Below are 26,418 nucleotides of genomic sequence, written 5' to 3'. Positions count from 1 at the left end.
CGAGCGGGTACCGGAGGGCACCCAGGCGACCGACCCTGCGGGCCGCGATCGGCTTCAGCTTCGCCGGCGGCTCGCGCTCTGAACCGCACCCGAACCGCCATGTCCTGGGCGCGAGTTGTCCGTGAGCACCCGGCTCGCTCGCTGCCGTGCGCACGTCCGATCCGGCCGGCCGGTCGCCGCCGCCGTCAACCGCGCCGGTGACGCGGTCACCGAGATCCGCCTCCTCCCGGAGGAACCGCCGAGGGCCTGAGGACCGTCCCCCTTGGGGGCCCTGTCTCACGGAGGGATGCGCGCCATGGAACTGACCGAAGAAATCGCTGCCTACCGGGATGGCAGGGGTGAACCGGGGCGCCTGGTGGGCGAGTTCCGGCGCGCGGTACTGCTCGCTCCGCTGGAGGCCGGGGTCGACGGAGGTCTGATGTCCGCGGTCCAGGGCGGTGTCCGCTGGCTGTACGCGTTCACGGACGAGGCGGCGCTCGCCCGCTTCGCGCAGGCGCGTGGGGCCGGGGACCGGGAGTGGGAGTACCTCTCGATCCTCGGCGCGCGCCTGGTCGACGCGATCGTCCCGATGGTCGACGGCCCCGCGGGGGTCGCGGTGAACGTGGCCGACGAGGACGGTTCGATGGTGTTCCCGCCGGTCCTGGGCATCGTTCCCGACGCCTGCGCCGTCGACCGTACGGACGCCGCCTGATGGCGGGCGATCCGGACCTGGAGATCTCGCCCGCGGCCGTCGCGGGCATCCAGAAGGGCCTGCGCGCGGCGATCGCGGAGCTGCGCGAATCGTCGGACGCGGCGGGCGCCTCCCAGGGCGCCGGTTTCAGCGACCTGTCCATGACCGGCATGGAGACCGGGCACATGGGTCTGGCCACCGACTACGAGGACTTCTGCGAGCGCTGGGAGTGGGGCATGCGCAGCCTCGTGCAGAACGCGAGCGTCCTCGCGCGCTCCCTCGGCATCGCCGCCGGCTCGGTGTGGGAGGAGGACCAGTACATCCAGGGCGCGTTCAAGGTCGTGGCCAACGCCGCGTACGGCAATCCGCATGCGAGCGAGGACGAGATCGAGCAGAAGGCCTGGGGCGACATCTTCCGGGCCGACGTCTACAAGCCCGACTACAGCGCCGAGTCCTTCGAGAAGAGCCGCGAGGACATCGAACAGACCTGGTCGGACACCGGGGACAAGCTGACCTCCACGGGAAAGGTCGGTTCGTTGAAGGACCTGCTGGACCAGGCCGAGGGGGGTGACGACTGATGGGCTGGAGGGACTTCGTACCGGACTCGGTGGAGGACTGGGCCGAGGACCGCGCCGAGGACCTCGGCGACGCCGTCGAGTGGACCGGGGACAAGGTCGCCGACCTGGCGGAGGACGTCGGTCTCGACGAGGCGGGCGACTGGATCCGCGACAAGAGCCGCTCCGCCGCGAACCGGCTCGGCGCCGACGTCGCGGAGCTGGAGCTGGGTCAGACCGAGGACCCGAAGAGACTGGTCTACGGCAGCGCGTCCAAGATCCGCGCCCAGGTCTCGCACCTGAGCGACTTCGAGCTTTCGTTCACGCTCGTCGGCAATGGCATCAAGGCCCTGCAGGGCGACGGTCTGAAGGGTGAGTCGGCGGACGCCTTCCGGGAGTCCATAGCGAAGGAGCCGCCGCTGTGGTTCAAGGCGGCCGAGTCCTTCGGCAAGGCCGCCGACGCGATGAACCGGTTCGCGGACACCGTGGAGTGGGCGCAGGGCAGGGCCAAGGAGGCCCTGGACGAGTACAACAAGGCCAAGAAGGTCTCCCAGGACGCGCGGAACGCCTACAACAAGTCGATCGACGACTACAACGACGCGGTCGAGACGAAGAAGGACACCCTGCCGCCGAGGCCGTCCGAGAACTTCACCGACCCCGGCGTCCCGCTGGCCAAGGCCGCTCAGGACAAGCTCGACGACGCCCGTAAGCAGCGCAACGAGCTTGCCGAGACGGCGCGTACGGCGGTCCGCGCTGCCCGGGACGCGGCCCCGCCCAAGCCCTCGTACGCCGAGCAGCTCGCAGACGGCCTGGACTACCTGGAGCTCGCCAAGACGCATCTGACCGGCGGAGTTCTCAAGGGCGCGGCCGGCCTCGTCAACTTCGCCCGCTCCGTCAACCCGACGGACCCGTACAACCTGACCCACCCCGCCGAGTACCAGACGAACCTCAACTCGCTGGCCGCCGGGCTGGTCACCACGGCCAACGACCCGTGGGGCGCGGGCAAGCAGATGCTCGACGAGTTCATGAAGGACCCGAACGAGGGCGTGGGCAAGCTCCTCCCCGAACTCCTCGGTTCGAAGGGTCTGGGCGCGGTGGGGAAGGGTGGATCGGCCGCCCGGCATCTGGACGACGTGGACGGCCCGGGCCGCAAGGAGACGGACAAGAACGGCCCGCACCACGGCGAGCGGCCGGACCCGGACAAGGCCAGTGAGGGCACGGACCCTGTCGACCTCGCCACCGGCCGGATGTACCTCCCGCAGACGGACGTCGTCCTCCCCGGCGTCTTCCCCTTCGCGTTCAAGCGGCGTGCGGAGTCGGGCTACCGGGCGGGCCGCTGGTTCGGCCCGACCTGGTCGTCCACGATCGACCAGCACCTGGAGATCGACGCCAAGGGAGTCGTCCTGGTGTCCGAGGACGGTCTCCTCGTCGGCTATCCGCATCCCGCGCCCGGTGTACCCGCGCTGCCGGTGTCGGCCTCGGGCCCCCGTCACGCGCTGGAGCGCACCGCCGGCGGCGACTGGACACTGACCGACCCCCTGACGGGCGACGTCCGCCGCTTCGCCCCGCCGGCGGACGGCGCCGAGAACGGCATCGCGCCGATCGTCCAGCTCGACGGTCTGGGCGGCCACCACGTCACCTTCGAGTACGACGAACACGGCTCTCCGCTCGGCATGCTCCACTCCGGCGGCTACCACCTGCGCTTCGAGACCTCCGACGGGCGGATCACCGCCCTGAGCCTGACCGGCGGCGGCCGCGTCCTCGCGTACGGCTACACCGACGGGAACCTGACGGAGGTCACCAACTCCTCCGGGCTGCCTCTGCGGTTCACCTATGACGACCGCACCCGCATCACCTCGTGGACCGATACGAACGACCGCCGCTACGAGTACGCCTACGACGATCTCGACCGGTGCGTCGCGGAGGGCGGCGAGGCGGGCCACATCGCCCTCACCTTCCGCTACGAGGACGCGGACCCGCAGACCGGCCTCCGGGTGACGCGGGTGACCACGGCCGCCGGGCACACCCGCCACTACCTGATCGACGACCGGTACCGGGTGGTGGCCGAGACCGACCCGCTCGGCGCGGTCACCCGGTACGAGTACGACCACCGGGGCCGGCGAATCGCGCACACCGATCCGCTCGGCCACACCACGCGCACCGCCTACGACGACGCCGGCCGCCTGGTGTCCTACGTCCGGCCCGACGGCCGGGAGGCGCGAGCCGAGTACAACGAGCTCGGCCTGCCGGTCAAGGTCGTCGCCGTGGACGGCTCGGTCGTCCGCCAGACCTACGACGAGCGCGGAAACCGCACGTCGGTCAGCCGCCCCGACGGGACGGTCACCCGGTTCGGCTACGACGAACGCGGCCACCTCGGCACCGTGACCGACCCCCTGGGAGGGGTCACGCGGGTCCGCACCGACCCGGCGGGGCTGCCGCTCGCGGTCACCGACCGCCTCGGCGCCACCACGACGTACGAGCGGGACGCCTTCGGCCGGGCCACGGCGGTCACCGACCCCTTGGGCGCGGTCACGCGCGTGGAGTGGACGGTCGAGGGCAAGCCGCTGCACCGGACCGGTCCGGACGGCGGCCGGCGCTCGTGGACGTACGACGGCGAGGGCAACTGCCTGACCCGTACGGACGGTCCCGACGGCGCCACCGTCCACTTCGAGTACACCCACTTCGACCTGCTCGCCGCCCGGACCGACGCGGACGGCACGCGGCATGCATACGCGTACGACGCCGAGTTGCGGCTGACCCAGGTCCGCAACCCGCAGGGCATGACCTGGGAGTACGCCTACGACCCGGCGGGCCGGCTCGTCCAGGAGACCGACTTCGACGGCCGTGCGCTCGACTACGCCTACGACCCGGCGGGCCGGCTCGTCACCCGCACCGACGCGCTCGGGCAGCGGATCACCTTCGACCGCGACGCCCTGGGGCACACCGTCCGCAAGGACGCGGGCGGCACGGTGACGACGTACGAGTACGACGTGTTCGACCGGCTCGCCGCCGCGGTGCGTGGGGACAGTGTGCTGACCCGATTGCGCGACCGGGCGGGCCGGCTCGTCCAGGAGACGGTCGACGGCCGCACCCTCACCTACAGTTACGACGCCGTGGGCCGCCGCACCGGCCGGACCACCCCGACGGGGGCGGTCGCCGTGTGGGGCTACGACGCCGGGGGCCGCCACGACGCCCTGACGACGTCCGGCCGACGGATCGGCTTCACGCACGACGCGGCGGGCCAGGAGCTCAGTCGCACCTACGGAGACGCCGTCACCCTCGACCACGCGTGGGACGAGGCCGGCCGGCTGGTGGAGCAGCGGCTCACGGGCCCCGGGCAGGACGTGGTGCAGCGTCGCGGGTACACCTACCGGTCCGACGGGGTCCTGACCGGGGTCGACGATCTGCTGGCCGGACCGCGCAGCTTCGATCTCGACCCGCGGGGCCGGGTGACGGCGGTGCACGCCGAGAACTGGACCGAGCGCTACGCGTACGACGAGGCGGGCAACCAGACCTCCGCGTCCTGGCCCGGCTCCCACCCCGGAGGCCAGGACGCCACCGGACCGCGCACCTACGAGGGCACCCGGCTCATCGGCGCCGGCCGGGTCCGTCACGAGTACGACGCTCTCGGCCGGGTCGTGCTCCGTCAGAAGGCCCGGCTCTCGCGCAAGCCCGACACCTGGCGCTACGAGTGGGACGCCGAGGACCGCATCACGGCCGTCACCACCCCGGACGGAACGCGCTGGCGGTACACGTACGACCCGCTGGGACGGCGGACGGCCAAGGAGCGGATGGCCGCCGACGGGGTGGAGGTCGCCGAGCGCACGGTCTTCACCTGGGACGGCGGCGTGCTGTGCGAGCAGACCAGCGCCTCGGCGCAGGACGACCGGGCCGTCGCCGTGACCTGGGACCACCGCGGTCTGCAGCCGCTCGCGCAGACGGAGCGGATCCTGACGGCCGGCCAGGAGGTGGTGGACGAACGGTTCTACGCCATCGTCACCGACCTGGTGGGCGCTCCCACCGAACTCGTCGACGAGGACGGCGCACCGGCCTGGCGCAGCCGGTCCACGCTGTGGGGCTCCACCGCCTGGAACCGGGACGCCACGGCGTACACGCCGCTGCGCTTCCCCGGCCAGTACTACGACGCCGAATCGGGCCTGCACCACAACTACTTCCGCACGTACGACCCCGAGACCGGCCGCTATCTGAGCCCGGATCCGCTGGGCCTGGCGGCGGCACCCAATCCGGTGTCGTACGTCGCCAATCCCCACGGGTGGTGCGACCCCTTCGGGCTGGCCCCCTACTCGGACAGCACCCGGGCGGCGCAGGGCGTCGACCACCAGCTCAACGAGGCGGAGAGCGGCAAGTCGAACCACTATCTGGAGGGCATCGGCGGGGACGAGGTGAAACTGGAGAAGTACCTCCGGGGCCATCTGCAATCGCCGGCCAACTACGTCGACGACGCGACAGGGGCCCGGATCATCATCGACCGCAGCCTCGACCCGTCCAGGCCGGTGGCCATCATCCGCCAGGACCATATGATCCACGCGTACCACATCGACCCGGAGGACCTCTCCAACTACATCACTCCGCGAGACGGCAAGGACACGGCGAAGTGGCGGACCCCGAAGGACGACGAAGTGAATGAGTAGCCGTAGCGGTACACCCCAGAATCCCGTACCGGGCTGGCCGGGTTACCGTGCCGAGCCGTCCTACGACCCCGGTCAGAGCCGGGTCTTCCCGGCCCCGGTGCCGCCGGAGCTGCGGGCACTCGGGGACGAGGTCCGGGCGGTCTACTGGCCGGTGCGGCTGGCCTTCCGTGGCTCGCGGATCGCGCTGCTCGACACCCTCTGCCGCCGGCAGACGTTCCGCGCGCTGGCTTACGTCCATCTGCTGGCCGCCCGCACGGCGGACGAGTGGCTGCCGGCCGACCTGACGGTGGTACCCGGCCCCGAGCCGGCCGACGATCCGGGGCTGCCCGAGCTGTCGGCGCGGCTGGAGCGGGCCGCGGTGGACCTCCCCGCGGACCTGCTGGACGTGGTCGTCTGCGACAGCGGCGGCCTGCTCGCGGACAACCGGTTCGCGGCATCGGTGCTGGCCGCCGGGCTCACCGCCGACTCCCGGCCCGGAGACCAGGACGAGGCGGTGTCCCGCGCGGTGGTGCTCACCAGCTACTGGTACGAGGTTCCCGAACTACGCGGGGCGCTGGCCCTCGCGTGGAGCGCGAACCAGTTCGTCCGCTCGTGGCTCGGGTGGTCGCAGCGGTTCGTGTACGGCGACCCGGCGGGCGGCATCGGAATCGCCGCCGACCCCCGCCCGCCGCGCCCCACGGCCTCCGCCCTCCCGGACTGGGCGTCCCCTCTGCTGGATCGCATCGCGCAGGGGGAGACCGGATCGACTCCGTGACCTGGACATCGAGGGCGCGCCGGTGAGGTGGCCTTCATCGCCGACCGTGGCGCCGGAGAGGGTCACGTACGCCACCGGCACGTCGCCCGCTCGCCGGTCGAGCCGGCCGACGGCCTGGGCGCCTTGTGGCCGCCGCGGATTGGTGACGTGGAGGGAGCCGTCCTCGTCGACGTGGCCGAGGGCCCCGCTGACCACCTGATCCGCGACCGCTATCGGACGGGCAGTTGCGCCGCCACGATGACGTTCCCGTACAGGTCCTCGAAGTGCAGAGAACGGCTGTCGGCCTCCTCCCGCTCGTCCCACACCCGCACGCCGTGTGCGCGCAGGTGATCGGCGGTCTGTTGCAGGTCGGCCGTATACAGGACGAGCAGGGGCTGGCCGCCGCACTGACGGCCGATCAGCTCTCGCTGCTGGTCCGTGGTCGCGGGCATCAGCCAGAGGCCCGCCGGCGCCCGGCCGGGCAGGCCGATGTGCAGGTAGCGGTAGCCGTCGGCCGTCTGGTCGTGCAGGACCTCGAAGCCCAGGACGTCCCGGTAGAAGGCCAGGGCGGCTTCGGTATCCGCGACGAGCACCACCATGCGGCCGAGCGCGGAGAAGAGCGGGTTCTGATCGGGAGAGGGAGCCATGGGGTGAAACCTCCGGGTGGGGGCGGTGCCTTGGGCCGACCGGTCATTCGACGCCCAGCAGGCGCCGCCGGTCGTCGGGGCGGGATGCGAATTCCGCACAGGGCGCCCGGTGGACGATGCGCCCCTTCTGCATGACGGCCACGTTCTCGGCGACCGAGAGGGCGAGGCCCAGGTTCTGCTCGACGAGGACGACCGTCATGCCCTCCGCACTCACCTCGCGGATCACCTCGCCCACTTGGGCGACGATCGCGGGAGCGAGCCCGTCGGACGGCTCGTCGAGGAGCAGCAGCCGCGGATTTCCCAGCAGGGCCCGGGCGATCGCGAGCATCTGTTGTTCTCCTCCGGAGAGTTGGTCACCGCGATGCCCGAGCCGCTCCCCCAGTCTCGGCAGCAGGTCGAGGATCCGCGCACGGGTCCACGGCCCCCGCGCGGGGCGCCGCGCGGCGATCGCGAGGTGCTCCGCCACGGTCAGCGGCGCGAACACCCGGCGTCCCTGCGGAACGACACCCACGCCGGCCCGGGCGATCACATCGACGCGTGCCCCGGCGATCTCCCTGCCGTCGACGGCGACGCTGCCTCCGTACGGCCGGACGAATCCCATGACGGTCGAGATGAGGGTGGTCTTCCCGACCCCGTTGCGCCCGAGTACGGCGAGGATCCCGCCCGGTTCGAGGTCGAGGTCGACACCGTCGAGGACGACGCCCCCGGCGTAGCCGGAGCGCAGGTCGCGCACGCTGAAGAACGGTTTCACGAGGAGACCTCCACGGTGCCCAGGTAGGCGCTCTGGACCTCGGCGGAGGCCCGCACCTGGTCCGGGGAGCCGGTCTTGAGGTGTCTGCCGAGGTGCATGACGCTCACGGTGTCGGCGAGTTCGAAGACCATGTCGAGGTCGTGTTCGATGAGGAGTACCGTCACCTCCCGGGGCAGGCCGGCGATCAGCTCCGTGAGCCGCTCCGTCTCCGCCGGCGACATGCCGGCGGCCGGTTCGTCCAGGAGCAGCAGCCGGGGTTCGGTGGCAAGCGCGACGGCGACTTCCAGCTGCCGCCGTTCACCGTGCGAGAGCGCGGCCGCCGCGAGGTCGTGCCGGGTGGGCAGACCCACGCGCTCGAGCAGCGTGCGGGCCTGCGCGATCGTCGCCGCGCGGGCACTGACCTTGCGCCGGCCGCCGAGTCCCGTACCGGTACGGCGCAACGCGGCGAGCAGGACGTTCTCCAGCACGGTCTCCCGCATGAAGAGACTGGAGTGCTGGAAGGTCGCGGCGGCGCCGAGCCCGACCCTGCGGTGCACGGGCAGCCGGGTCACGTCCTGTCCGTCGAGGAGGATGGATCCGGCGCTGGCGGGCAGGGTGCCGGAGATGAGGCCGAACAGTGTCGACTTGCCGGCGCCGTTCGGGCCGATGACGGCGTGTCGCGCGCCGGCCCGCACGGTGAGGCAGACCTCGTCAACGGCCCTGAAGGACCCGAAGTGCTTTGACAGCGCCCGTAGTTCCAGTAGATCGCGATCGGTCACGCCGTCCTCTTCCGGGTCGGCCTGTGCGGAAGCCGTACGCCGGCCAGTCCGCGGGGCAGTGTGTAGACGGCGATGACGAAGAGCAGCCCGAGCAGCAGCGGCCCGCGTCCGGCGACGGCTTCGAGGTTCCCCAGGTAGTCGCGGGTGAGCCAGATGAGGGCGGCCGCGGCGCATGCCCCCCGCATCGAGCCCGATCCGCCGATGACGACGGCCAGCAGGGCCAGGGCGGCGATCTCGAATCCCGCGTCGCCCGGCGAGACGAAGCGCTGCACCGAAACCCACAGCGACCCGGCGGCGCCGGCGAGCGCCGCGGCGCCGCAGTAGACGGTGAGGGCGTACCGCTGGGTGGGGTAGCCGATCGCCTTCATGCGGGCCTCGTTGTCGCGGATTCCGCGCAGGGCGAGGGCGAACGGTGTCGTGCCCAGGCGGGTGACGGCCGCGAAGAGCAGCAGGAACACGGCCAGCACATAGAAGTAGACCAGCCCGTCGAGTTCCAGCGCGGGCATGCCGGGCAACGGTACGACGGGCGGGATGCCCGACAGTCCGTCGGTGCCGTTGGTCAGCGACTTCCAGTTGACCGCGGCGCTGTAGGCGATCTCGCCGATGGCCAGGGTCAGCATCAGGAACACCACCCCGCGGGCCCGGACTGCGAGCCATCCGGTCGGCACGGCCACCAGCGCGGAGACACCCGCGGCGATGAGGAGTTGGAGTGTCCCGACGTCGGTGAGTCTCGTGGCGACGATCGCCCCGGTGTAGGCGCCGACGCCGAAGTAGGCCGACTGGCCGAGGGTCGGCAGTCCGGTCATGCCGGTGAGGAGGTTCACGCTCATGGCGAGCAGAGCGAACACCAGGATCCGCGACAGGGTGCCGATGGCGTACGAGCCGAGGAGGAAGGGGGCCAGCGTGAGCCCCAGCAGGACGGCGACCACCGGCAGGCGCCGTACGACAGCGCCGGTGGTGCCGGTCGTGCCGGCGGTTCGGGGAGTGCTCATGTGCGCACCGCCGACGAGACCAGGCCGTGCGGGCGTACCACGAGCACCACCAGCATGGTGCCGAAGAGGAGGAAGGGAGCGTACTCCGGGAGCAGGGCCACACCGAGTGTCTGCACCTGGCCGATGAGCAGCGCCCCGACGAGCGCACCGCGCACGGATCCGAGGCCGCCGACGACCACGACGACGAGCGAGAGGACGAGGACGCTCTCGTCGACGCCCGGCCCGGGACCCAGGATCGGTGCGCCGAGGACACCACCGACCGCCGCCAGGGCGGCGCCGAACGCGAAGACTCCGTAGAGCACTTTGCGGATGTCGACGCCCTGTGCGCGGACCATGTCCCGGTCCGCGACGGTGGCCCGTACCAGTGCGCCGAGCGAGCTGCGTTCGAAGACGAGGTACACGACGATCGCCAGACCTGCCGCGACGGCGATGAACACCAGCCGGTACACGGGATACGTGTGGCCGAGGAGGTCCACCGTCCCGCGCAGCGGCGCCGGCGGGTCCGTGGGCAGCACCTCGCCGCCGAAGGCCGCGGCGAGGAGGTCGGCGACGATGAACGCGATGCCCAGCGTGAGCACCGCCTGGTCCAGGTGCCCACGCCGGGCCAGCGGCTGGGTGAGCAGCGTCAGGGCCGCTCCCCCCAGGGCGCCCGTCAGGGCGGCGGCCGTCAGGGCGAGGAGCAGACCCGCCACGCTGCCGTCGGACAGGGAGTAGGCGATGTAGGCCCCGCCGAGGTACAGGGTGCCGTGCGCCAGGTTGAGGACGTCCATCATGCCGAAGACCAGGGAAAGGCCGACCGCGATCGTGAACAGCAGCAGACCGAAGGCGACCCCGTCGATGACGCTGACGACGTTGCCGTCCAACCATCCGGCCATGTCAGCCGCCCAGCCGGCCGAGCTCGGAGCTGACGGTATTGGCGCCCTGCTTGACCTCGCGCAGGTACCAGGGCTGGATCGGCGTGCCGCCGCTGTTGAAGCGCCAGGTTCCTCGGGGGCTGTCGATGTCCCCCACCTTGGCGATGGCGGCGTTGACCGTTTCCGAGGTCACCGTGGAACCGGCCGTCTTGATCGCCTTGTCGAGCACCTGCGCCGCGTCCCATGACGCCATCGCGTACGTGGTCGGGGCCGCGCCGTAGGCGGACTGGTAGGCCGGTGCGAACTGCTTGTTGGCGGCGTTGTCCAGGTCCGCGCTGTAGTTGAGCGCGGTGAGAATGCCGGTGGCCGCGTCTCCCTGCCCCTTCAGTACGCCGCCCTCGGTCAGGAAGCCGGGCGCGTAGAGCGGGATCTTGCCGGCCAGTCCGAAGTCCCGGTACTGCTTGACGAAGTCGACGGCCGCACCGCCGGCGTAGAAGCAGAAGACGGCCTTCGCACCGGATCTCTCGATCTGTGCGAGGTACGGCTGGAAGTTCTTGGTCCCGGGGAACGGCGTGTAGACCTCCTCCCCCGCGATCTTGCCGCCCGCCGGGAGGAAGGTGGACTTGAAGCCCTCCACCTCGTCCTTGCCCGCCTGGTAGCCCGCGGCGATCAGGAAGACCGGGCCGTCGGTCTTCTCCGCCACGTGCTTGCCCAGCGCCTTGCCGGGTTCGTCGTTGACGTACGAGGTGCGCCAGATGTACGTGGTCCCGGTCAGCGTCGTGGGTGAGGCGTTCGAGCCGACGAGCGGGACCTTGCTGGTCTCGAACAGGTCCTTGACCCCGTTGATGGTGGCCGAGCTCACCACCCCGCTCACCGCCAACACCCGGTCCTGCTTGACCAGTTTCTCCGCCGCCGCCTTGCCCGAGTCGGCGGTCTCTCCCTCGTCCGCGACGACGATCTCCACCTCACGCCCGCCGAGCCTGCCGCCGTGCTGTTCGACGTAGAGCTCGAAGCCCTGCTTCATGTCGTCGCCGAGCGCCTTGTAGATCCCGGACTGCGGGACGAGGAGCCCGATCTTCACGGGCCCGCCTTGCTTGTCGTCGCCGGATCCGAGGCTGGAACCCCCACATGCGGTAACCAGCGAGAGGGCCACCGTCACGGCGATCAGACCAACGGGACGAAACCGACCTGTCATGGAAACTCCGTACGTTGTCAACCAGCCCTGGAGGGCCGGATGTTGCTGATGGGGCTGCCTTGAGGGGTCCCAGGCGAGGGAGGTCCAGCTCTCGGGAGTGACCTGGCCGCCGGTTGAGGAGCATCGAAGGTGACACGTGTCTATCGCGCAATCAGGACGACCGTCAAGGGATCGCAAGATAGTGGGCACAACCTCTTGACCTCACCCGCGCGCATAGCGGAACACTGTCCACCGTCAGATTCACGCAATGCCGCGTGAGTGACCGGGCTCTTGACCAGTCAGGGAGTGAGCACCATGACCGACGATCCATCGCGGCGCAAAGTCCTCAAGAACAGCGGGGTGTTGGCCGGCGCCGCACTGCTCTCCGGCCTGCCGGGCGGGCGCGCTGCGCAGGCCGCCCCGCGGACGGGCGAGTCCTCGCCCGTCGTGGAGCTGCCCGCGGGCCGACTTCGCGGAGGCACCGAAGGAGGTCTCGCCGTGTTCAAGGGGGTGCCGTACGCGGCTCCGCCGGTCGGCGCCCTCCGATGGCGGCCGGCTCAGCCCCATCCCGGATGGCAGGGAACGCGCGACGCGACCGCCTTCGGCCCGAGTGCACCGCAGCCCTACCGGGAAGGGGGCGACCAGGTGCTCGGCACCCACGGCTCTCCCCCCTTCGACGAGGACTGCCTCACGCTCAACGTCTGGACCCCCGGAGCCGATGGCGCCAAGCGGCCGGTGATGGTGTGGATTCACGGTGGCGGCTTCATCTCCGGATCCGGTTCGATGCCGAACTACTCCGGCGAGACCTTCTCGCGCGACGGCGACCTCGTCGTCGTGACCGTCAACTACCGCCTTGGGCCGCTTGGTTACCTCTACTTCGGGGAGGACGGAGCCGGGGGGAACTTCTGGCTCAGCGACCAGCTCGCCGCGCTGCACTGGGTACGGGACAACATCGCCGCGTTCGGCGGCGACCCGGACGACATCACCGTCGCCGGCCAGTCCGGGGGCGCGCTGTCGGTCGCGGCGCTGGCCGGGGCTCGACCCAAGGGCCGCCCGCTGTTCCGGCGCGCCATCCTGCAGAGCCCTCCGCTCGGGCTGAAGATCCCCACCCGCGCCGAGTCCCTCCAACGCACCGCCGCCTACCTGGACATCCTCGGAGCCGAGAACGTGGCGGAACTACGCGCCGCACCCTGGCCCCGCCTGATCGCCGCGACCTTCGAGATGTTCGGGCGCACGGGGCGGTGGGGTTACTGGTCGACCCCGTTCCTGCCGGTGCTCGACGGGGTCACACTGGACCGCGACCCGGCCGATCTGCTGCTCAGCGGCGCCGGGACGGATATCGACGTCCTGATCGGCTGGACCCGCGAGGAGGCCAACTTCGCCTTCGCGCTGAGCGGGCCGTACGCCGCCGCGACCAGGGAGCAGGTGATCGCCAGGGCGCGGGACACCTTCGGGAGCCGGGCGGAGCAGGCGTACATCGCGTACGCAGAGGCCCGGCCAGGTGCCCGCCCGGTGGACGTGCTCATGGACCTGGTCACCGACGACTTGTTCCGCATGCCCGCGCTGGCGCTGGCCGAACAGCGGGCGGCCCGCGGGCGTCCGGTCTGGGCGTACCAGTTCAACCTCCCGACTCCCGCGCACGGCGGTCAGCTCGCAGCGGCGCACTGCCTGGAGCTGCCGTTCGTTTTCAACAACTTCGACAAGTGGTCGCAGGCGCCCTTCCTGGCGGGGCTGGCTCCCAGGATCCGTGACGGTCTCGCCGAGACCATGCACGCGTCCTGGATCTCCTTCATCCGCACCGGCGACCCCAACCACCACCCCATGCCCCAGTGGGATCGGTACGACCGGGAATCCCGCACCACGATGGCCCTCGACTCGGTCACCACCGCCGTCGGCGACCTCGCGGGCTACTGGCGGCGCCTGCACCACCGTCGGTGATGGACATGCGGCGGAGGGCACTCGGCCACGCCGGAGGGCCCCGAGCCGCCATCGCGGCGGCAACCAACTCGTCACACCCGGCAGCGGTCATGCCCGAAGGCCAGGGACACCCGCCCGGGCCCGGCAACGGAAATTCGCCGACCCGGGGAACCCCCGCGATCGTGCGCGCACACCGGCACGCGGACGGGACCTGTCAAAGAGGGTCCGGTTGACGAGACGTGCCGTACGAGAAGTAGGCGATCGTCACGATTCACCGCGCGGCGAGAAGCAGGGACTGGCGCAGAGCACAGGCAGATGGTAGACAGAACCAGGAATGGTTACACGTGTAACGCGCTTGCCTGCGCCGTTCCAGGAACTCCGGAGCGTAGATGTCCCCCTCACCCGAGCCGATGCCGCTGCCCTTCTCCTGGGCCGACCAGGAACAAGACCTCGTCAGCCACCTTTCGGCGCTGATCCGACGGCCGCCTCCTGCCCGGTGAGCTGCCCGATCGGTGGGTCGAGGAGGTTCAACGGGCTGTTGGAGACCGTGTCGAAGTCTCACTGCTGCACGGCAGAGTGAGCCACGCCGTCCACGAAGACCCGGAGTTCCTGCGGGTTCTGGGCGATACGGTCGCGGCCCACGAACCGGGTGCGCGGGTCCTGCCGTACATCAATCCGGCGTCCACGGACGCCCGCGCCTTCCCCGACACGAAGGTCGTCGGATTCTTTCCCTCCGCGAGCGACGCGAACATCATGCGGCTCATCCACGCGCCCGACGAGCACGCCCGGATCACCGACCTGATGTTCGGCGGGAAGTGCCTGCTCGACGCGGTCCTCAGACTCTCGACATGAAAGGAGCCACCCCATGGGCGTTGTCGTCAAGACCCTGACCGGCAAGATCGAAGGCACAACGGAGAACGGGCTGTCGGTCTTCAAGGGCATTCCGTACGCCCTCCCGCCGGCCGGCCCTCTGAGGTTCGAGGCGCCGGCCCCGGTCCCCGCATGGGACGGTGTCCGCCCGGCGACGTCCTTCAGCGCCGCACCCCCGCAGTTGCCGCTGGTACCCGGAATGCCTCCCGCCTGGCGACCGGAAGACGGCCTGGACTGCCTCAGCGTGAACGTATGGACCCCAGGGGGTACGGGTGACCGGCTGCCGGTCATGGTGTGGATCTACGGCGGGGGGTGGAAGACCGGCCACTCCGCGGATCCCGGCTACGACGGCGAGGTGCTCGCCCAGGGCGGCGTGGTCATGGTGACGTTCAACTACCGCGTCGGCTTCGAAGGTTTCGGATTCGTACCGGGGGCGCCCGCCAACCGGGGCTTCCTCGACCAGGCCGCGGCACTCACGTGGGTCCGCGAGAACATAGCGGCCTTCGGCGGCGACCCGGACAACGTGACGATCTTCGGCGAGTCCGGCGGAGGTGCGTCCGTCGCCGCCCTCCTGTCCGCGCCCGCCGCGCGCGGTCTGTTCCGCCGCGCCATCGTCCAGAGCATGGCCGGGCGCTTCCTGCCCGAGGAGGAAGCCCGGCGGATCGCCGTGATGATGGGGGAAGCGGTCGGCGTGGGCCTCGACGGTCTGGCTTCCGTGTCACCTGAGGCGTTGCTGGCGGTACAGGACGTGGCCCTGCCCGCGATGCGAGCGGAGCCGGCGAACTGGACGACTCCCGAGGCGATCACCGCGTTCTCGCCCGTCATCGACGGCATCACCGTGGTCGACAAGCCGTGGCTGGCCATCCGTTCGGGCTGCGCACGGGACGTCGACCTCATCTCCGGATACACGCATGACGAGTTCACTCTGTTCGCCATGCAACGCGGCCTCGTCAAGATGAGACTGGGCGCGATGGTCCAGGCCATGCCCATGATGCTCGCGGCGGCACGCGCGGGATTCCGTGAGCGGGCATCGCGAAAGCCGGCGCAGCCCTCGGCGAAGATGCGCGACCTCGACCTCGGTGCCGTCACCGAGGGGTTGAAGCTCGGCCGTCAGGCCGCGGCCGAATACCGCGCCGCCCACCCGGACCTCACCGACTCCCAGCTGTACGTCACCATGTTCTCGGACGCCTTGTTCCGGATGCCCGCGACGTGGCTGGCCGAGGCGCACGCCGCGGCGGGCGGACGAGCGTGGCTGTACGACTTCACGTGGAGCAGTCCGGCGTTCGGCGGGGCCCTCGGCGCCTGTCACACCGTGGACATCCCCGCGACGTTCGGCCACACACGGGGGCCCCTGTCGGGCTTCCTGTTCGGCGGCAAGGCCCCGTCCCAGGACTTCACGCACCTGTCGGAACGGCTCCGTGCCTCCTGGATCTCCTTCGCCGCGTCCGGCGATCCCGGCTGGGCCCCCTTCACGGCGCAGCAGCCGACGACTCGCCTCTGGAACGTCGAACCGTCGGTCGTCGAGGACCCGCTCTCGGCATCCCGCCGAATCTGGCGAAAGGAGTCCGGTCTCTGACGACGCGGGGAGCGGTTCCCGTAGCGGACCACGCCGGCAGAACACGGTGGCCCTGTTCTGCCGGCGCCTGCCGGAGACGCACCCGCCCGGACGCACGGACCCCGACGGCTGCTAGGGGGTGGCCTCTGCCAGGCCGGTGACCTGCTGGACGTGCAGCAGGCTCGGCGGGGCGAGGACGTCGTGCAGCTGCTGGAAGATCCGGCGCGCGGCAACCGCGTTCCAGTCGGCGGGGAGCAGCTCGCTGGGCAGGCCGGGATCGAGGTAAGGCAGGCGGCGCCATTGGGTGAGCATCGGGACGTAGTGACGGAATGCCTCGCCGCCGTCGATGTCGCCCTGCTGCGCGAGTCCCGCGGCGACGGGACCGTACGCGTCGGTGAAGGTGGCGTACTGCGCCTGGATCGCCGGGAAGTCCCACCACGAGCTCACCGTCTCGGGCAGGTCGCTGAAGGCGGCGTAGTCCGCGGCGAACAGGTGGACGTAGTCGCTGAGCCCGCGCCGGATGAGCATCTCGCGGGCGCCGTCGAGGAGCCGGCCGGGCGCCAGCCATACGCCCGGGGCGATGTTCCCGAAGCCGAGCCAGGTCAGCCGGGTGCGCAGCTGGTAGCGGTAGGACCGCTCGGACTCGGGTACGGAGAAGACGGCCATGGCCCAGCCGTCGCTCAGTTTCGCCGGTTCCAGGCTGCCGAAGATGCGCCGGTCGCCTTCGTCGAAGACGGGGTGCGCGGCGGGGCTCAACTGGTAGCCGGTGGCACCGCGGCGCTCCGGTTCCAGTACGCCCTTCTTCTTGAGCCGGGAGATCGCCGAGCGCGCCGCCGGACCGTCGATGTCCAGCTCCGACATCAGGGTGATCAGGTCGGCGACGGAGATCCAGCCGCCGAGACGGCGCAGGAACGCCCCGTAGACCGTGTTGATCAACGAGCTGGGCCTGAGGGGACTGTCCGCCATGATCGCCTTCCGTCGTGAACGGTCGCGATCCTACCGAGCCGGGCGGACGGAGCACCGTCCAGGTCCGGTGCATCGCCGGCCGGGTGTGCGACGACGGGGCGGCGCGCCGTCTTCATTCCGCGTAGGCGCCGGACAGGAGGTGGCCTGCTCCAGGGGCTACCGCCGGAAGATTCAGGGCGCGCAGCATCTGGTGGGCCGTGCACACGGCCGCCGAGACGACGGGCTTGCCGAGGAGCTGTTCGGCTTCCTCGATGGCGCCCAGGGAGGGCATCTGGACGCAGGCGGAGAGCACGACGGCGTCGGCGTCGCTGTGGTCCAGGGCCTTGGCGAGTCCGGGAAGACGTGCGGGGTCGTGCGCGGCGACGTCGAGGTTGTTGGGGATCTCCAGGGCTGTGTAGTCGAGCACCTCGATGCCCTCGTGGGTGAGGTAGTCGACGACGGTCTTCGTCAGCGGGCGCATGTACGGGGCGATCAGGGCGATCTTCTTCGCCTTGAGGGTGTGCAGCCCGTGCACGAGGGCTCCGGCGCTGGTGACGACGGGGGCGGGGGCGCCGTTCTCCACGGTGCGGACGTGCAGGCGTTCCTCGGAGGTGCGGTGGTAGCCGAGCCCCATGCTCATGATGGCCACCAGGCAGGCGTAGCCCAGTACGTCGACGTGTGCGTCGGAGAGCTCGACGGCGCAGCGGTCCGAGTCGGCGTCCATGGCCTTGAGCTGTTCCGGGGTGACGTGGGTCATCCGCATCCGGCTGGAGTGGAAGGTGAAGCGTTCCGGCGCGATGGTTTCCCGGGCGCGCAGGATCGCGGGGACCTCGGTTTCCATGGTGACGTTGGAGCTCGGCACGATCTGGCCGATGCGGTAGGTGCGGGGGTTACGGTCGGGCACTGTCGCTCCTCAGCGGGCGTCGACGACGGGGTTGGTCAGGGTGCCGATGCCTTCGACCGTGGCCTCGACGGTGTCGCCGGGGTGCAGGAACTCCGGCGGGACCATGCCCGCTCCGACACCGGCGGGCGATCCCGTGGCGATGACGTCACCGGGTTCGAGGGTGACGCCGGAGGAGATGTCGGCGATCAGGCGGGCGATGGGGAAGAGCATGTGGCGGGTGTTGGACTTCTGCTTGGTGACGCCGTTGACGCGCAGGGAGAGGTCCAGGGCCATGGGGTCCGGGATCTGATCGGCCGTGACGACGGCGGGGCCGAAGGGGGCGTAGGAGTCCTGGCCCTTGGAGAAGAACCACTGGCCGGAGCGGCGCTGGTCGCGGGCGCTGATGTCGTTGACGATGCTGAAGCCGAAGATGTGGTCGTACGCCTCCTCCTCGCTCACCTTGAAGGCGGTACGGCCGATCACGACGGCCAGTTCGCACTCCCAGTCGAGCTGCTGGGTGAGGTCTCCGTTGTGCAGGATCGGCTGCCCGGGGCCCGTGACCGCGGTGGCGGGCTTGCTGAAGAGGACGGGGCGCGGCGGCAGGTCCTTGTCGGTGTCCAGGCTTCGGCTGGACTCCTCGACGTGCTCGACGTAGTTCAGTCCGACCCCGATGATCTTGCCGGGGCGCAGCGGTGCACACAGCGACACGTCGTCGAGCCGGTGCACGGCCTCGGCCGGCCAGGCCGCGGGACCGCCGGCCAGCAGGCCACACGCGGTGTCCTGGGCGGTCCCGCCCGCCCGGATGAACGACAGCAGATCCACGGGCAGTTGTACGTCGGCCAGGGTGGCCAGAGTGGCGAGGTCCACGACGAGGTCGTCGACCTGGGCTCCCAGGCGCTCGGGCGAGTCGTTGAAGGTGTAGGTGACCAGTCGCATGGGGTGCTCCTTGCGTGTGATGGGGGAAAGGGGTTGACGCCGAGGGGTAGGGCGGTGGCAGAGCTCGGTTCGCTCCACCACCGCCCCGATCCGGGGCGGTGCGGGAAAGGAATCCGCGCCCGGCTCGGTGCTCCGCCGTACCGGCGCCGGTGTCAGGGCCGGCGGCGTCCGGTACGGCGGAGCGGTTCAGGCGGTGGGCTGGTGCCCGCCGTTGTCGGTGAACGCCTCTTCGCGGTGGAAGCCGAGGGAGCGCATGACGGGGAAGTCGTTGAAGGAGAAGAGGCAGGCGTCCTCGGACTGGTCGAGGTTCGCGTGCTCGTGCCAGGCCCAGGAGGGGACGCAGAACATGTCGCCCTGCTGCCACTCGAAGCGCTGTCCGGCGATCACCGAGACACCGCGTCCCTTGGCGGCGGTGTAGATCACCGACCCGGTGTGGCGGTGCGCCCGCGTGGCCTGACCGGGGCGCAGGAGCTGCATGTGGGCGCCCATGGTGGGCATGACGGAGCCGCCGGTGACCGGGTTGGTGTACTCGGCGATGACACCGTCGTACGGGGATCCCTCGGTGGCCTCGGCGAGGTTGAGCAGTGCCTCGTAGGTGGGCTCCCAGGGGAAGGCGAGGAGCGGCGAGTAGGGCCTGGTCCACTTCTCCACGCCGTACGGCAGGAGGTTCGCTCCGTAGGTCAGTACCGAGGAGTTGATGACCTTTCCGGGGGTCTGGTACAGCTCGGGGTGGACCTCGTAGAACCCGGCGTCCAGGGCGTTGACCAGCGGGATGTCGAGTCCGTCCTGCCAGATGACGGGGGCGTCGTCGGCCTCGTTGCCGTGTTCGTGCCAGGTGCCGTTCGGGGTGATCGCGAAGTCGCCGGGTCCGACCTTCAGCTTCTGGCCGTCGACGATGGTCCAGGCGCCGGTGCCCTCGTGGACGAAGCGCAGGGCGGCGGCCTGGTGACGGTGGGCGGTCATGGCCTCGCCGGGGCCCATGATCTGGAGCCCGGTGTAGAGGAGACCGACGGCGGCGCTGACGTCCTTGCGGCCCGGGTTGACGAGCATCACGACGCGGCGGCCTGCGTCGTCGGCCTTGACCAGGTCGAGGGCCTTGCGGACCAGGGGCCGCAGTTCGCTGTAGCGCCACAGCACGGGCACGGACTTGGGCTGGGGGTACCAGGGCTCGATGTCGTTGGCCACGGTCCAGAGCGCGCCGGCTTCGAGCTGGGCGAGTTCGCCGTAGAACGCGGCGAGTTCAGGGGAGTCGGATACCCGTGCTCGGCCCAGCCGGCTGTCGTCGTACTCGGTGGTCATGCGTCCTCCTTCATGATGCCGGTGATGTCTGTGGATTGGGGTGCCGCGGTGTGCGCCGGATCCGTCGCGAAGGTCACCGGGGTGCGGGGGCGGTTGTCGACGTGGAGCTGGAAGACGTCGAACCGGTTGTAGTGGCCGACGATGTCGTGCATCTGCTTGGGCTGGATGCACCGGGCCAGGTCGATCTCGGCGTAGACGATTCCCTCGTCGTCGACGAGCGGCTCGGTGACCGGGCGGCCGTCGGGGCCGAAGACCCCGGACAGGGCGCTGCGCGGGCGGGTGAACTGCTTGCGCAGCTCCTCGTCGTCGCCGGCGATGGCGTCGACGATCTCCGGGGAGATCGTCGAACAGGCGACGACGGAGAAGACCTTGCCCTCGAAGCTGTGGGCGGCGGTACGGACGGCGATGGCTTCGGCCATGTCGTAGTCGGCGGGTGCCACCGGCAGGGCGATGTAGCAGGAGGCGTGGACCAGTTCACCCTGCGCGAGAAGCGTGAAGCGGGCGAGGGTGTTGGTGTTCTCGCCACAGGCGAGGGCGCCGAGCGGGCCGACGGGCGTCTGGTGCACCTTGAGGGAACTGCCGTCCGCGCCGGTCCAGGTGAGCTTCTCGGCCCAGGTGGGCACCAACTTGCGGTGTACTCCGAGGAGTTCGCCGTCCGGGCCGATGGTGAGCAGGGAGTTGTAGAGGACGCCGAGGCTGTGCGGGCCGCGTTCGTTGACGCCCATGACGAGGACGATCCCGTACTGGCGTGCGGCGGCGCGCAGTTGATCGACGTACGGCCCGGGGACGTCGATGGCCGAGCGGTAGAGGCGCTCGAACCAGGGAGAGCCCTGGACCGGGTTCATCGTCCAGTTCCAGTACGGATAGCCGGGGACGAACACCTCGGGGAAGACGACCAGTTCGGCGCCGGCGGCCGCCGCCTCGGCGATGAGGGCGATCGCCTTGTCGACGGTCGCCGCGGCGTCCAGGTACACGGGAGCCGCTTGCACGGCCGCGGCGGTGAAGCGTGGCAGATTGTCCATCGGTTCTCCAGGTCAGCAGGCGGATGCGGCAGCGGTCGCGGCGGCGGGGAGGTGCGGAACCCAGCGCTGGTGCACCGGGGCGGAGGCGACGCGGAGCAGCTGAAGGCGGGGCGGAACGCGGTCGGTGCGCGCACCCGGGGGGCGTCCGCTGCCCGCCCGCCAGGAGGCGGGCCATGGTGCCGCCGGGCCGTGGTAGCCCTGTGCGGCCGCGGCGTGCAGGGTCCACAGGGGGTCGTGGAGCTGGGCTCGTCCGACGGCGCACAGGTCGGCCCGTCCGGCCAGGATGATCGAGTTCACGTCGTCGTAGGTGGAGATCGCGCCGACGGCGATGGTGGGGATGTCCGTGGCATTGCGGATCAGGTCGGCGTACGGGGTCTGGTAGCTGCGGCCGAACCGGGGCCGCTCGTGGGCGACGACCTCGCCGGTGGACACGTCGATCGCGTCGGCGCCCGCCTCGCCGAGTGCGCGGGCGATCACCACGGCATCGGCCTCGCTGGTGCCCCCGTCGGCCCAGTCCGCGGCGGACATGCGGACCACGAGGGCCTTGCCCTCGGGCCAGACGGCGCGCACCGCGCGCAGCACCTCCAGGGGGAAGCGCAGCCGGCCGGTGAGATTCCCGCCGTATTCGTCCGCCCGCACGTTGGTGAGCGGCGAGAGGAACCCGGACATCAAGTGGCCGTGTCCGTACTGGAGTTCCAGCACGTCGAAACCGGCGCGGCGGGCGCGTTCGGCCGCGGCGACGAAGTCGCGTGCGATGTCGTCCATGTCCTGCCGGGTCGCTTCCCGTGGGACGACGGCGCCGTCGGTCCAGGCCAGCGGGGAGGCGGCGACGAGCGGCCACCCTTCGGCTCCGAGCGGGACGGACCTGCCGTCCGGGCGGGGCACGCTCGTCGCGGCTCGGCGGCCGGCATGGGTGAGCTGGATGCCCAGGCAGGTGTCCGACTGGCCGTGCACGAATTCGGTGATGCGCCGCCAGGCGGCCTCATGCTCGTCCGTGTACAGGCCGGGGCAGCCCACGGAGGCCCGGCCGTCAGCGCTGACCGCGGTCATTCCGGCGAAGACCAGGCCGGAGCCGCCCAGCGCCTGGGTGCTCAGGTGGACGAGATCGAAGTCGCCGGGGACTCCGTCGCATGCGGTGTAGAGCGCGGTGGGCGGTACGACGACCCGGTTGCGCAGGAGCAGTCCGCCGAGCCGGAAGGGGCGGAACATGGGTGGCACGGTGGCGGGGGTGCCGGGCCGGGTGACCGTCAGGGCGCTCCCGTCGGCGTGCCAGGAGTCGACCGCGGTGGTGAACTCCTCGTCGCGTACGCGCAGGTTGTCGTAGGTGACGCGGCGGCTGCGGGTGAGGAGGTTGAAGGCGAACTGCGGGGGCTCCTGGGCCGTGTAACGGCCGACGTTCTCGAACCATTCGAGGCTGGCCTGGGCGGCTCGCTGGGTGGATTCGACCACCGGCCGGCGCTCGGCCTCGTAGGCGGCGAGCGCCGAGGCCACGTCCGGGTGTTCGTGCAGGCAGGCGGCCAGGGCGAGGGCGTCCTCCATGGCGAGCTTGGTGCCGGAGCCGATGGAGAAGTGGGCGGTGTGGGCCGCGTCACCGAGCAGGACCACGTTGCCGTGGCGCCAGGAGGCGTTGCGTACGGTCGTGAAGCGAATCCACTTCGAGGCGTTGGGTATCAAGCGGTGGCCACCGAGGTGGTCGGCCAGGATCTCCTCGCACAGTCGTACGCTCGCCTCGTCGCTCTCGCCGCGCGCGAACTCCCGGTCGGCGAACGCCTCGAAGCCCGCCCGCCGCCAGTCGTCCTCCGCGATCTCCACGATGAACGTGCTTCGCTTGTCGTCGTAGGGATAGGCATGGACCTGGATGCTGCCGAAGTCCCCCTTCTCGACGATGAAGGTGAACGCCTCGAAGACGCGGTCGGTGGACAGCCACATGTATCGGCAGTGACGCTCGTCCAGATCCGGGCGGAAGCTGTCGGCGTACGTCTCGCGGGCCGTGGAGCGGATTCCGTCCGCGGCGACCACCAGGTCGTAGCCGGCGGAGAGCTCCTCGACGGGCGGCGCCTCGGTGCCGTAGCGCACCTCCACGCCGAGCTCGGCGCAGCGCTTCTGCAGGATCTCACGCAGCCGGTTGCGGTCCAGGGCGGCGAAGCCGTGGCCACCGGAGATGTGGACCTCGCCGCCGTAGCGGACGTCGATGTCGCTCCACCGGGCGAACTCCGCGGACATCGCGGCGAACACGGCGGGATCAGCCTGCGCGATGCCGTCCAGCGTCTCGTCGGAGAAGACGACGCCGAAGCCGAACGCGTCGTCGCGGGCGTTGCGCTCCCAGACCGTGATCTCCCACTCCGGTGAGAGCTGCTGGGCCAGCGCCGCGAAGTACAACCCGCCGGGCCCTCCTCCGATGACTGCTACACGCACGGTGTTCCTCCTAGTGGTTCCAGACAACAGAATATGTCGAGGATTTGGCGATCGTCAAGAATCCAACACATCCTGCGTAGTGCGTTCGACTCGTCGCCCCGGATCACGCGAAGAGCTCGGGGGCTTGCGGACCGGCCTTCGTGAGGACCTCCCGCACGTCATCGGGCCAAGCCGCGGACCCGGTGGCCCGTGAAGCCGAGTGGGCGATGACCATGCGCCCGGTGGCGGCCGTCCCCTCCCCCTCACCGCGGACGGTGAAGGCGTAGTGCAGGGAGCTGGTTCCGACCTTGGTGATCTTCAGTTCGGTACGGACGGTCTCGCCGAACCAGAGCCGGGCCCGGTAGTCGGCCTCGAAGTGGACGCGGGGCGTGCTGCCGAAGAGATGGGCCAGTCCCAGTCGCCGCAGCAGGACCGCCTCCGCCGCCTCGACCCAGCGCACCACGGTGGAGTGGTGGTAGTGGCCGGCCGCGTCCGTGTCGGGCCATTCGACGCGTCGCTCGATGACGACGCTGGGCAGGTTCTGCGCGAGGGCTTCGGGACATCCTGCGGCGCAGCTGTCCGTCGGTGCGGGGGCTGCGGTCCGCGGGCTGGAGGTGTCCATGGTCGTGCCTTTCGTTCGGCCGCTAAGGGGTGTGCTGCGCGCGCTTGCGCAGCTCGGCGCGCTGGAGCTTTCCGTTGCTCGTGCGCGGGAGGTCGGTGACGAACTCGACGGCGCGCGGGTACTTGTAGGGCGCGACGGTCTGCTTCACGTGGTCCTGGAGTTCCTTGACCGTCGCCGCGTCGGGCACGACACCGGGGCGCAGGACCACGTACGCCTTGACGAGCATTCCGCGCTCGGCGTCCGGGGCTCCGACGACGCCGCATTCCTCGACGTAGGGATGGGCGACGAGCGCCTTCTCGACCTCGGGGCCGGCGATGTTGTACCCGGAGGAGACGATCATGTCGTCGCTCCGGGCCACGTACCAGAAGTAGCCTTCGGCGTCCCGGATGTAGGTGTCGCCCGTGATGTTCCAACCGTTCCGGACGTAGACGGTCTGGCGCGGGTCCTCCATGTACCGGCAGCCCGTGGGGCCGGTGACAGCGAGGAGACCGGGCTGCCCGTCGGGAACGGGCTCGCCCGCTTCGTCGACCACGCGGGCGCGATATCCGGGGACCGGCCTGCCCGTCGAACCGGGACGTATCTCGTCGTCGGAGGCCGAGATGAACACGTGGAGCATCTCGGTGGCGCCGATGCCGTCGATGATGCTCAGTCCGGTGGCGGCGTGGAACGCCTCCCACACGGCCGTCGGCAGCGCCTCTCCGGCGGACACGCAGCGGCGCAGGCCCGCCAGCTGACGCACCGCGCCCGCCGCCATGATCGCCCGGTATGCGGTGGGCGCCGTGAAGAGCACGGTGACTCCGTGTTCCTCCACGAGGTCGGCCAGCTGCCGCGGAGCGGCCTGCTCGATCAGCAGGGTGGCCGCACCCACGGACAGGGGGAAGACCACCAGTCCGCCGAGCCCGAAGGTGAAGGCCAGGGGCGGGGTTCCAGTGAAGACGTCGTCCTGGTGAGGCCGCAGGACATGACGGGAGAAGGTGTCGGCGTTGGCCAGTACGTCCCGGTGGAAGTGCAGGGTCGCCTTCGGCCGTCCGGTCGTTCCCGAAGTGAAGGCGATCAGTGCGACATCGTCCGCCGCAGTGGCGACACTGGAGAACCGCCCGTCCTTCGCGGCGCAGCGCGCGACCAGGTCTTCCTCGCCGGCGCCGCCGTAGGCCAGCACGGCGGGGCCGGCAGCGCCGACGGCGGTGAGTTCGTCGAGGTAGCGGTGGTCGCACACGGCGACGACCGGCCGGCTGATCCCGTTCAGCTCCGCGAGCTCACCGGCCCTCAGCAACGGCATGGTGGTGACGGCGACGCCGCCGGCCTTCAGCACCCCGAGCCATGTGGCCACGAGCCAGGGGTTGTTGGGACCGCGCAACAGTACCCGGTTGCCTGGAACGAGGCCGAAGTCCTCGGTCAGCACCTGGGCCACCTGATTGGCACGCTCCAGCAGGTCGCCGTAGGTCCACCGCTCCGTGGGAGTCAGCAGACAGGGCCGGTCGGCCCCCCAGCGTGCCACGGCGTCGTCCAGCAGTCGCTGGGCGCAGTTGAGCCTGTTCGGGTAGCGCAACTCCGGTAGATCGAAGTGCAGTTCGGGCCAGAGGCCGAAGGGCGGGAGTCGATCACGACAGAACGTATCGACATGAGCAGACGGGGAGAGCTCCATGGGGCGGCACCTCAATCTCGGGGCAGCGGGGAGAGTGATGCAAGTATCTCGATAAACTTGCGACCGTCAATGATGCGCAATACTCGATTTTGTTAACAGCGCGTTGCGCAGCCACTCGCGGACACCGAAGGGCGTCGACATCCTGACCCGAATGCGGTTACACGTGTAACATGCTAGGTACCCCCCTGGAGAAGTTCAAGCATTTCGGACAAACAGCGCGAAGCGTGAAGTTCTGGATCGATGTCGATGGGAGAAGGCTTCGATGCCGCAGATGCTTCCGGCCGGGCTCGACCTGGGGTGGCCTCCGCCCCGATACCAGGCTCCGGCGGCGCCCGTGGTGGCCGAGAACGGCGTAGACCACTTCGACGGGGTCACCTACGCGATCACCCCTGGCTACCGGCCCCGACTGCTCGACGTCCACGTGCCCGCGAGCGACGGACCGGTCCCGGCCGTCACCTGGATACACGGCGGCGCCTGGCTGGACGGCGACCGGCACTGTCCCCCGCCGACCATTCCCGTCGACCTGCCGCACGGTGCGGTCCTGA

21 protein-coding genes are annotated in these 26,418 nt (G+C 70.5%); 7 read left to right on the top strand and 14 right to left on the bottom strand.

Features of this window, described 5'->3' with window-relative positions:
• Positions 1-295 precede the first annotated feature (295 nt).
• Genes ACFVZW_RS03250 through ACFVZW_RS03235 form a run of 4 tightly spaced genes read left to right on the top strand, consistent with a single transcriptional unit; the run spans position 296 to position 6,630 of the window.
• Positions 296-691, top strand: coding sequence for an SseB family protein (locus ACFVZW_RS03250; protein WP_384515984.1), 396 nt, complete (start codon positions 296-298; stop codon positions 689-691).
• The gene (locus ACFVZW_RS03245) at positions 691-1,248 is read left to right on the top strand and encodes a hypothetical protein (RefSeq protein WP_384515981.1); all 558 of its coding nucleotides are present in this window, start codon (positions 691-693) and stop codon (positions 1,246-1,248) included. The genes ACFVZW_RS03250 and ACFVZW_RS03245 overlap by 1 nt, the downstream gene beginning before the upstream one ends.
• Positions 1,248-5,876 carry a putative T7SS-secreted protein gene (locus ACFVZW_RS03240; protein WP_384515978.1) on the top strand — a complete coding sequence of 1,543 codons (4,629 nt, stop codon included), beginning with the start codon at positions 1,248-1,250 and terminating at the stop codon, positions 5,874-5,876. The genes ACFVZW_RS03245 and ACFVZW_RS03240 overlap by 1 nt, the downstream gene beginning before the upstream one ends.
• Entirely contained in the window at positions 5,869-6,630 is a 762-nt protein-coding gene (locus ACFVZW_RS03235; protein WP_384515975.1) for a hypothetical protein, read from the top strand. The genes ACFVZW_RS03240 and ACFVZW_RS03235 overlap by 8 nt, the downstream gene beginning before the upstream one ends.
• Before the next feature lie 209 nt (positions 6,631-6,839).
• On the opposite strand, the gene ACFVZW_RS03230 is transcribed toward ACFVZW_RS03235, so the two are convergent.
• Genes ACFVZW_RS03230 through ACFVZW_RS03205 form a run of 6 tightly spaced genes read right to left on the bottom strand, consistent with a single transcriptional unit; the run spans position 6,840 to position 11,692 of the window.
• Complete coding sequence (locus ACFVZW_RS03230; RefSeq protein ID WP_384515972.1) at positions 6,840-7,256, bottom strand: VOC family protein; 417 nt, start codon at positions 7,254-7,256, stop codon at positions 6,840-6,842.
• Positions 7,257-7,299: 43 nt separating this feature from the next.
• The gene (locus tag ACFVZW_RS03225; protein WP_384515969.1) at positions 7,300-8,007 is read right to left on the bottom strand and encodes an ABC transporter ATP-binding protein; all 708 of its coding nucleotides are present in this window, start codon (positions 8,005-8,007) and stop codon (positions 7,300-7,302) included.
• The gene (locus ACFVZW_RS03220; protein WP_384515966.1) at positions 8,004-8,765 is read right to left on the bottom strand and encodes an ABC transporter ATP-binding protein; all 762 of its coding nucleotides are present in this window, start codon (positions 8,763-8,765) and stop codon (positions 8,004-8,006) included. The genes ACFVZW_RS03225 and ACFVZW_RS03220 overlap by 4 nt, the downstream gene beginning before the upstream one ends.
• A complete protein-coding gene (locus ACFVZW_RS03215; protein ID WP_384515963.1) occupies positions 8,762-9,757 on the bottom strand; it encodes a branched-chain amino acid ABC transporter permease in 996 nt (331 codons plus the stop codon). Before ACFVZW_RS03215 ends, ACFVZW_RS03220 begins: the two co-directional genes overlap by 4 nt.
• Entirely contained in the window at positions 9,754-10,632 is an 879-nt protein-coding gene (locus tag ACFVZW_RS03210; RefSeq protein ID WP_384515960.1) for a branched-chain amino acid ABC transporter permease, read from the bottom strand. The genes ACFVZW_RS03215 and ACFVZW_RS03210 overlap by 4 nt, the downstream gene beginning before the upstream one ends.
• 1 nt (position 10,633) lies before the next feature.
• Positions 10,634-11,692 carry an ABC transporter substrate-binding protein gene (locus ACFVZW_RS03205; protein ID WP_384515957.1) on the bottom strand — a complete coding sequence of 353 codons (1,059 nt, stop codon included), beginning with the start codon at positions 11,690-11,692 and terminating at the stop codon, positions 10,634-10,636.
• 408 nt (positions 11,693-12,100) lie between these two features.
• Here ACFVZW_RS03205 and ACFVZW_RS03200 point away from each other — a divergent pair, with 408 nt between their 5' ends.
• From ACFVZW_RS03200 to ACFVZW_RS03190, 3 genes are all read left to right on the top strand, one after another.
• Complete coding sequence (locus tag ACFVZW_RS03200) at positions 12,101-13,723, top strand: carboxylesterase/lipase family protein (protein ID WP_384515954.1); 1,623 nt, start codon at positions 12,101-12,103, stop codon at positions 13,721-13,723.
• Between the two features lie 555 nt (positions 13,724-14,278).
• Positions 14,279-14,554 carry a hypothetical protein gene (locus ACFVZW_RS03195; protein ID WP_384515951.1) on the top strand — a complete coding sequence of 92 codons (276 nt, stop codon included), beginning with the start codon at positions 14,279-14,281 and terminating at the stop codon, positions 14,552-14,554.
• Between the two features lie 13 nt (positions 14,555-14,567).
• Positions 14,568-16,148, top strand: coding sequence for a carboxylesterase/lipase family protein (locus ACFVZW_RS03190; RefSeq protein ID WP_384515948.1), 1,581 nt, complete (start codon positions 14,568-14,570; stop codon positions 16,146-16,148).
• A gap of 111 nt (positions 16,149-16,259) precedes the next feature.
• Here ACFVZW_RS03190 and ACFVZW_RS03185 read toward each other — a convergent pair whose 3' ends face one another.
• From ACFVZW_RS03185 to ACFVZW_RS03150, 8 genes are all read right to left on the bottom strand, one after another.
• Entirely contained in the window at positions 16,260-17,093 is an 834-nt protein-coding gene (locus ACFVZW_RS03185; RefSeq protein ID WP_384515945.1) for a PaaX family transcriptional regulator C-terminal domain-containing protein, read from the bottom strand.
• A 112-nt stretch (positions 17,094-17,205) separates the two neighbouring features.
• Positions 17,206-17,913 (bottom strand): Asp/Glu racemase, encoded by a 708-nt coding sequence (locus tag ACFVZW_RS03180; protein WP_384516035.1) that lies wholly within the window; start codon positions 17,911-17,913, stop codon positions 17,206-17,208.
• A gap of 72 nt (positions 17,914-17,985) precedes the next feature.
• Positions 17,986-18,891, bottom strand: coding sequence for a fumarylacetoacetate hydrolase family protein (locus ACFVZW_RS03175; protein WP_384515942.1), 906 nt, complete (start codon positions 18,889-18,891; stop codon positions 17,986-17,988).
• 186 nt (positions 18,892-19,077) lie between these two features.
• Entirely contained in the window at positions 19,078-20,190 is a 1,113-nt protein-coding gene (locus tag ACFVZW_RS03170; protein ID WP_384515939.1) for a cupin domain-containing protein, read from the bottom strand.
• Positions 20,187-21,212, bottom strand: a complete 1,026-nt coding sequence (locus ACFVZW_RS03165) for a carbon-nitrogen hydrolase family protein (RefSeq protein ID WP_384515936.1) — start codon at positions 21,210-21,212, stop codon at positions 20,187-20,189. The genes ACFVZW_RS03170 and ACFVZW_RS03165 overlap by 4 nt, the downstream gene beginning before the upstream one ends.
• Positions 21,213-21,224: 12 nt before the next feature.
• The gene (locus ACFVZW_RS03160; protein WP_384515933.1) at positions 21,225-23,627 is read right to left on the bottom strand and encodes a bifunctional salicylyl-CoA 5-hydroxylase/oxidoreductase; all 2,403 of its coding nucleotides are present in this window, start codon (positions 23,625-23,627) and stop codon (positions 21,225-21,227) included.
• Positions 23,628-23,730: 103 nt separating this feature from the next.
• Positions 23,731-24,228, bottom strand: coding sequence for an acyl-CoA thioesterase (locus tag ACFVZW_RS03155; RefSeq protein WP_384515930.1), 498 nt, complete (start codon positions 24,226-24,228; stop codon positions 23,731-23,733).
• A gap of 22 nt (positions 24,229-24,250) precedes the next feature.
• Positions 24,251-25,873: an AMP-binding protein gene (locus tag ACFVZW_RS03150; RefSeq protein ID WP_384515927.1), complete on the bottom strand. Its 1,623-nt coding sequence runs from the start codon at positions 25,871-25,873 to the stop codon at positions 24,251-24,253.
• Positions 25,874-26,418: the final 545 nt, after the last annotated feature.

The organism is Streptomyces sp. NPDC059567 (assembly GCF_042735655.1).
In the GTDB taxonomy this organism is placed as follows: Bacteria; Actinomycetota; Actinomycetes; order Streptomycetales; family Streptomycetaceae; genus Streptomyces.
Note: the sequence above shows the minus strand (reverse complement) of the source record. Positions and strands in the feature narration are given on the sequence as shown.

Excerpts from the sequence above, each read along its gene's own strand:
- ACFVZW_RS03155 (WP_384515930.1), bottom strand. The coding sequence starts at position 24,228 with ATGGACACCTCCAGCCCGCGGACCGCAGCCCCCGCACCGACGGACAGC.
- ACFVZW_RS03200 (WP_384515954.1), top strand. The coding sequence starts at position 12,101 with ATGACCGACGATCCATCGCGGCGCAAAGTCCTCAAGAACAGCGGGGTG.
- ACFVZW_RS03190 (WP_384515948.1), top strand. The coding sequence starts at position 14,568 with ATGGGCGTTGTCGTCAAGACCCTGACCGGCAAGATCGAAGGCACAACG.
- ACFVZW_RS03180 (WP_384516035.1), bottom strand. The coding sequence starts at position 17,913 with ATGGAAACCGAGGTCCCCGCGATCCTGCGCGCCCGGGAAACCATCGCG.
- ACFVZW_RS03170 (WP_384515939.1), bottom strand. The coding sequence starts at position 20,190 with ATGACCACCGAGTACGACGACAGCCGGCTGGGCCGAGCACGGGTATCC.
- ACFVZW_RS03235 (WP_384515975.1), top strand. The coding sequence starts at position 5,869 with ATGAGTAGCCGTAGCGGTACACCCCAGAATCCCGTACCGGGCTGGCCG.
- ACFVZW_RS03185 (WP_384515945.1), bottom strand. The coding sequence starts at position 17,093 with ATGGCGGACAGTCCCCTCAGGCCCAGCTCGTTGATCAACACGGTCTAC.
- ACFVZW_RS03245 (WP_384515981.1), top strand. The coding sequence starts at position 691 with ATGGCGGGCGATCCGGACCTGGAGATCTCGCCCGCGGCCGTCGCGGGC.
- ACFVZW_RS03210 (WP_384515960.1), bottom strand. The coding sequence starts at position 10,632 with ATGGCCGGATGGTTGGACGGCAACGTCGTCAGCGTCATCGACGGGGTC.
- ACFVZW_RS03175 (WP_384515942.1), bottom strand. The coding sequence starts at position 18,891 with ATGCGACTGGTCACCTACACCTTCAACGACTCGCCCGAGCGCCTGGGA.
- ACFVZW_RS03215 (WP_384515963.1), bottom strand. The coding sequence starts at position 9,757 with ATGAGCACTCCCCGAACCGCCGGCACGACCGGCACCACCGGCGCTGTC.
- ACFVZW_RS03240 (WP_384515978.1), top strand. The coding sequence starts at position 1,248 with ATGGGCTGGAGGGACTTCGTACCGGACTCGGTGGAGGACTGGGCCGAG.
- ACFVZW_RS03150 (WP_384515927.1), bottom strand. The coding sequence starts at position 25,873 with ATGGAGCTCTCCCCGTCTGCTCATGTCGATACGTTCTGTCGTGATCGA.
- ACFVZW_RS03250 (WP_384515984.1), top strand. The coding sequence starts at position 296 with ATGGAACTGACCGAAGAAATCGCTGCCTACCGGGATGGCAGGGGTGAA.
- ACFVZW_RS03165 (WP_384515936.1), bottom strand. The coding sequence starts at position 21,212 with ATGGACAATCTGCCACGCTTCACCGCCGCGGCCGTGCAAGCGGCTCCC.
- ACFVZW_RS03230 (WP_384515972.1), bottom strand. The coding sequence starts at position 7,256 with ATGGCTCCCTCTCCCGATCAGAACCCGCTCTTCTCCGCGCTCGGCCGC.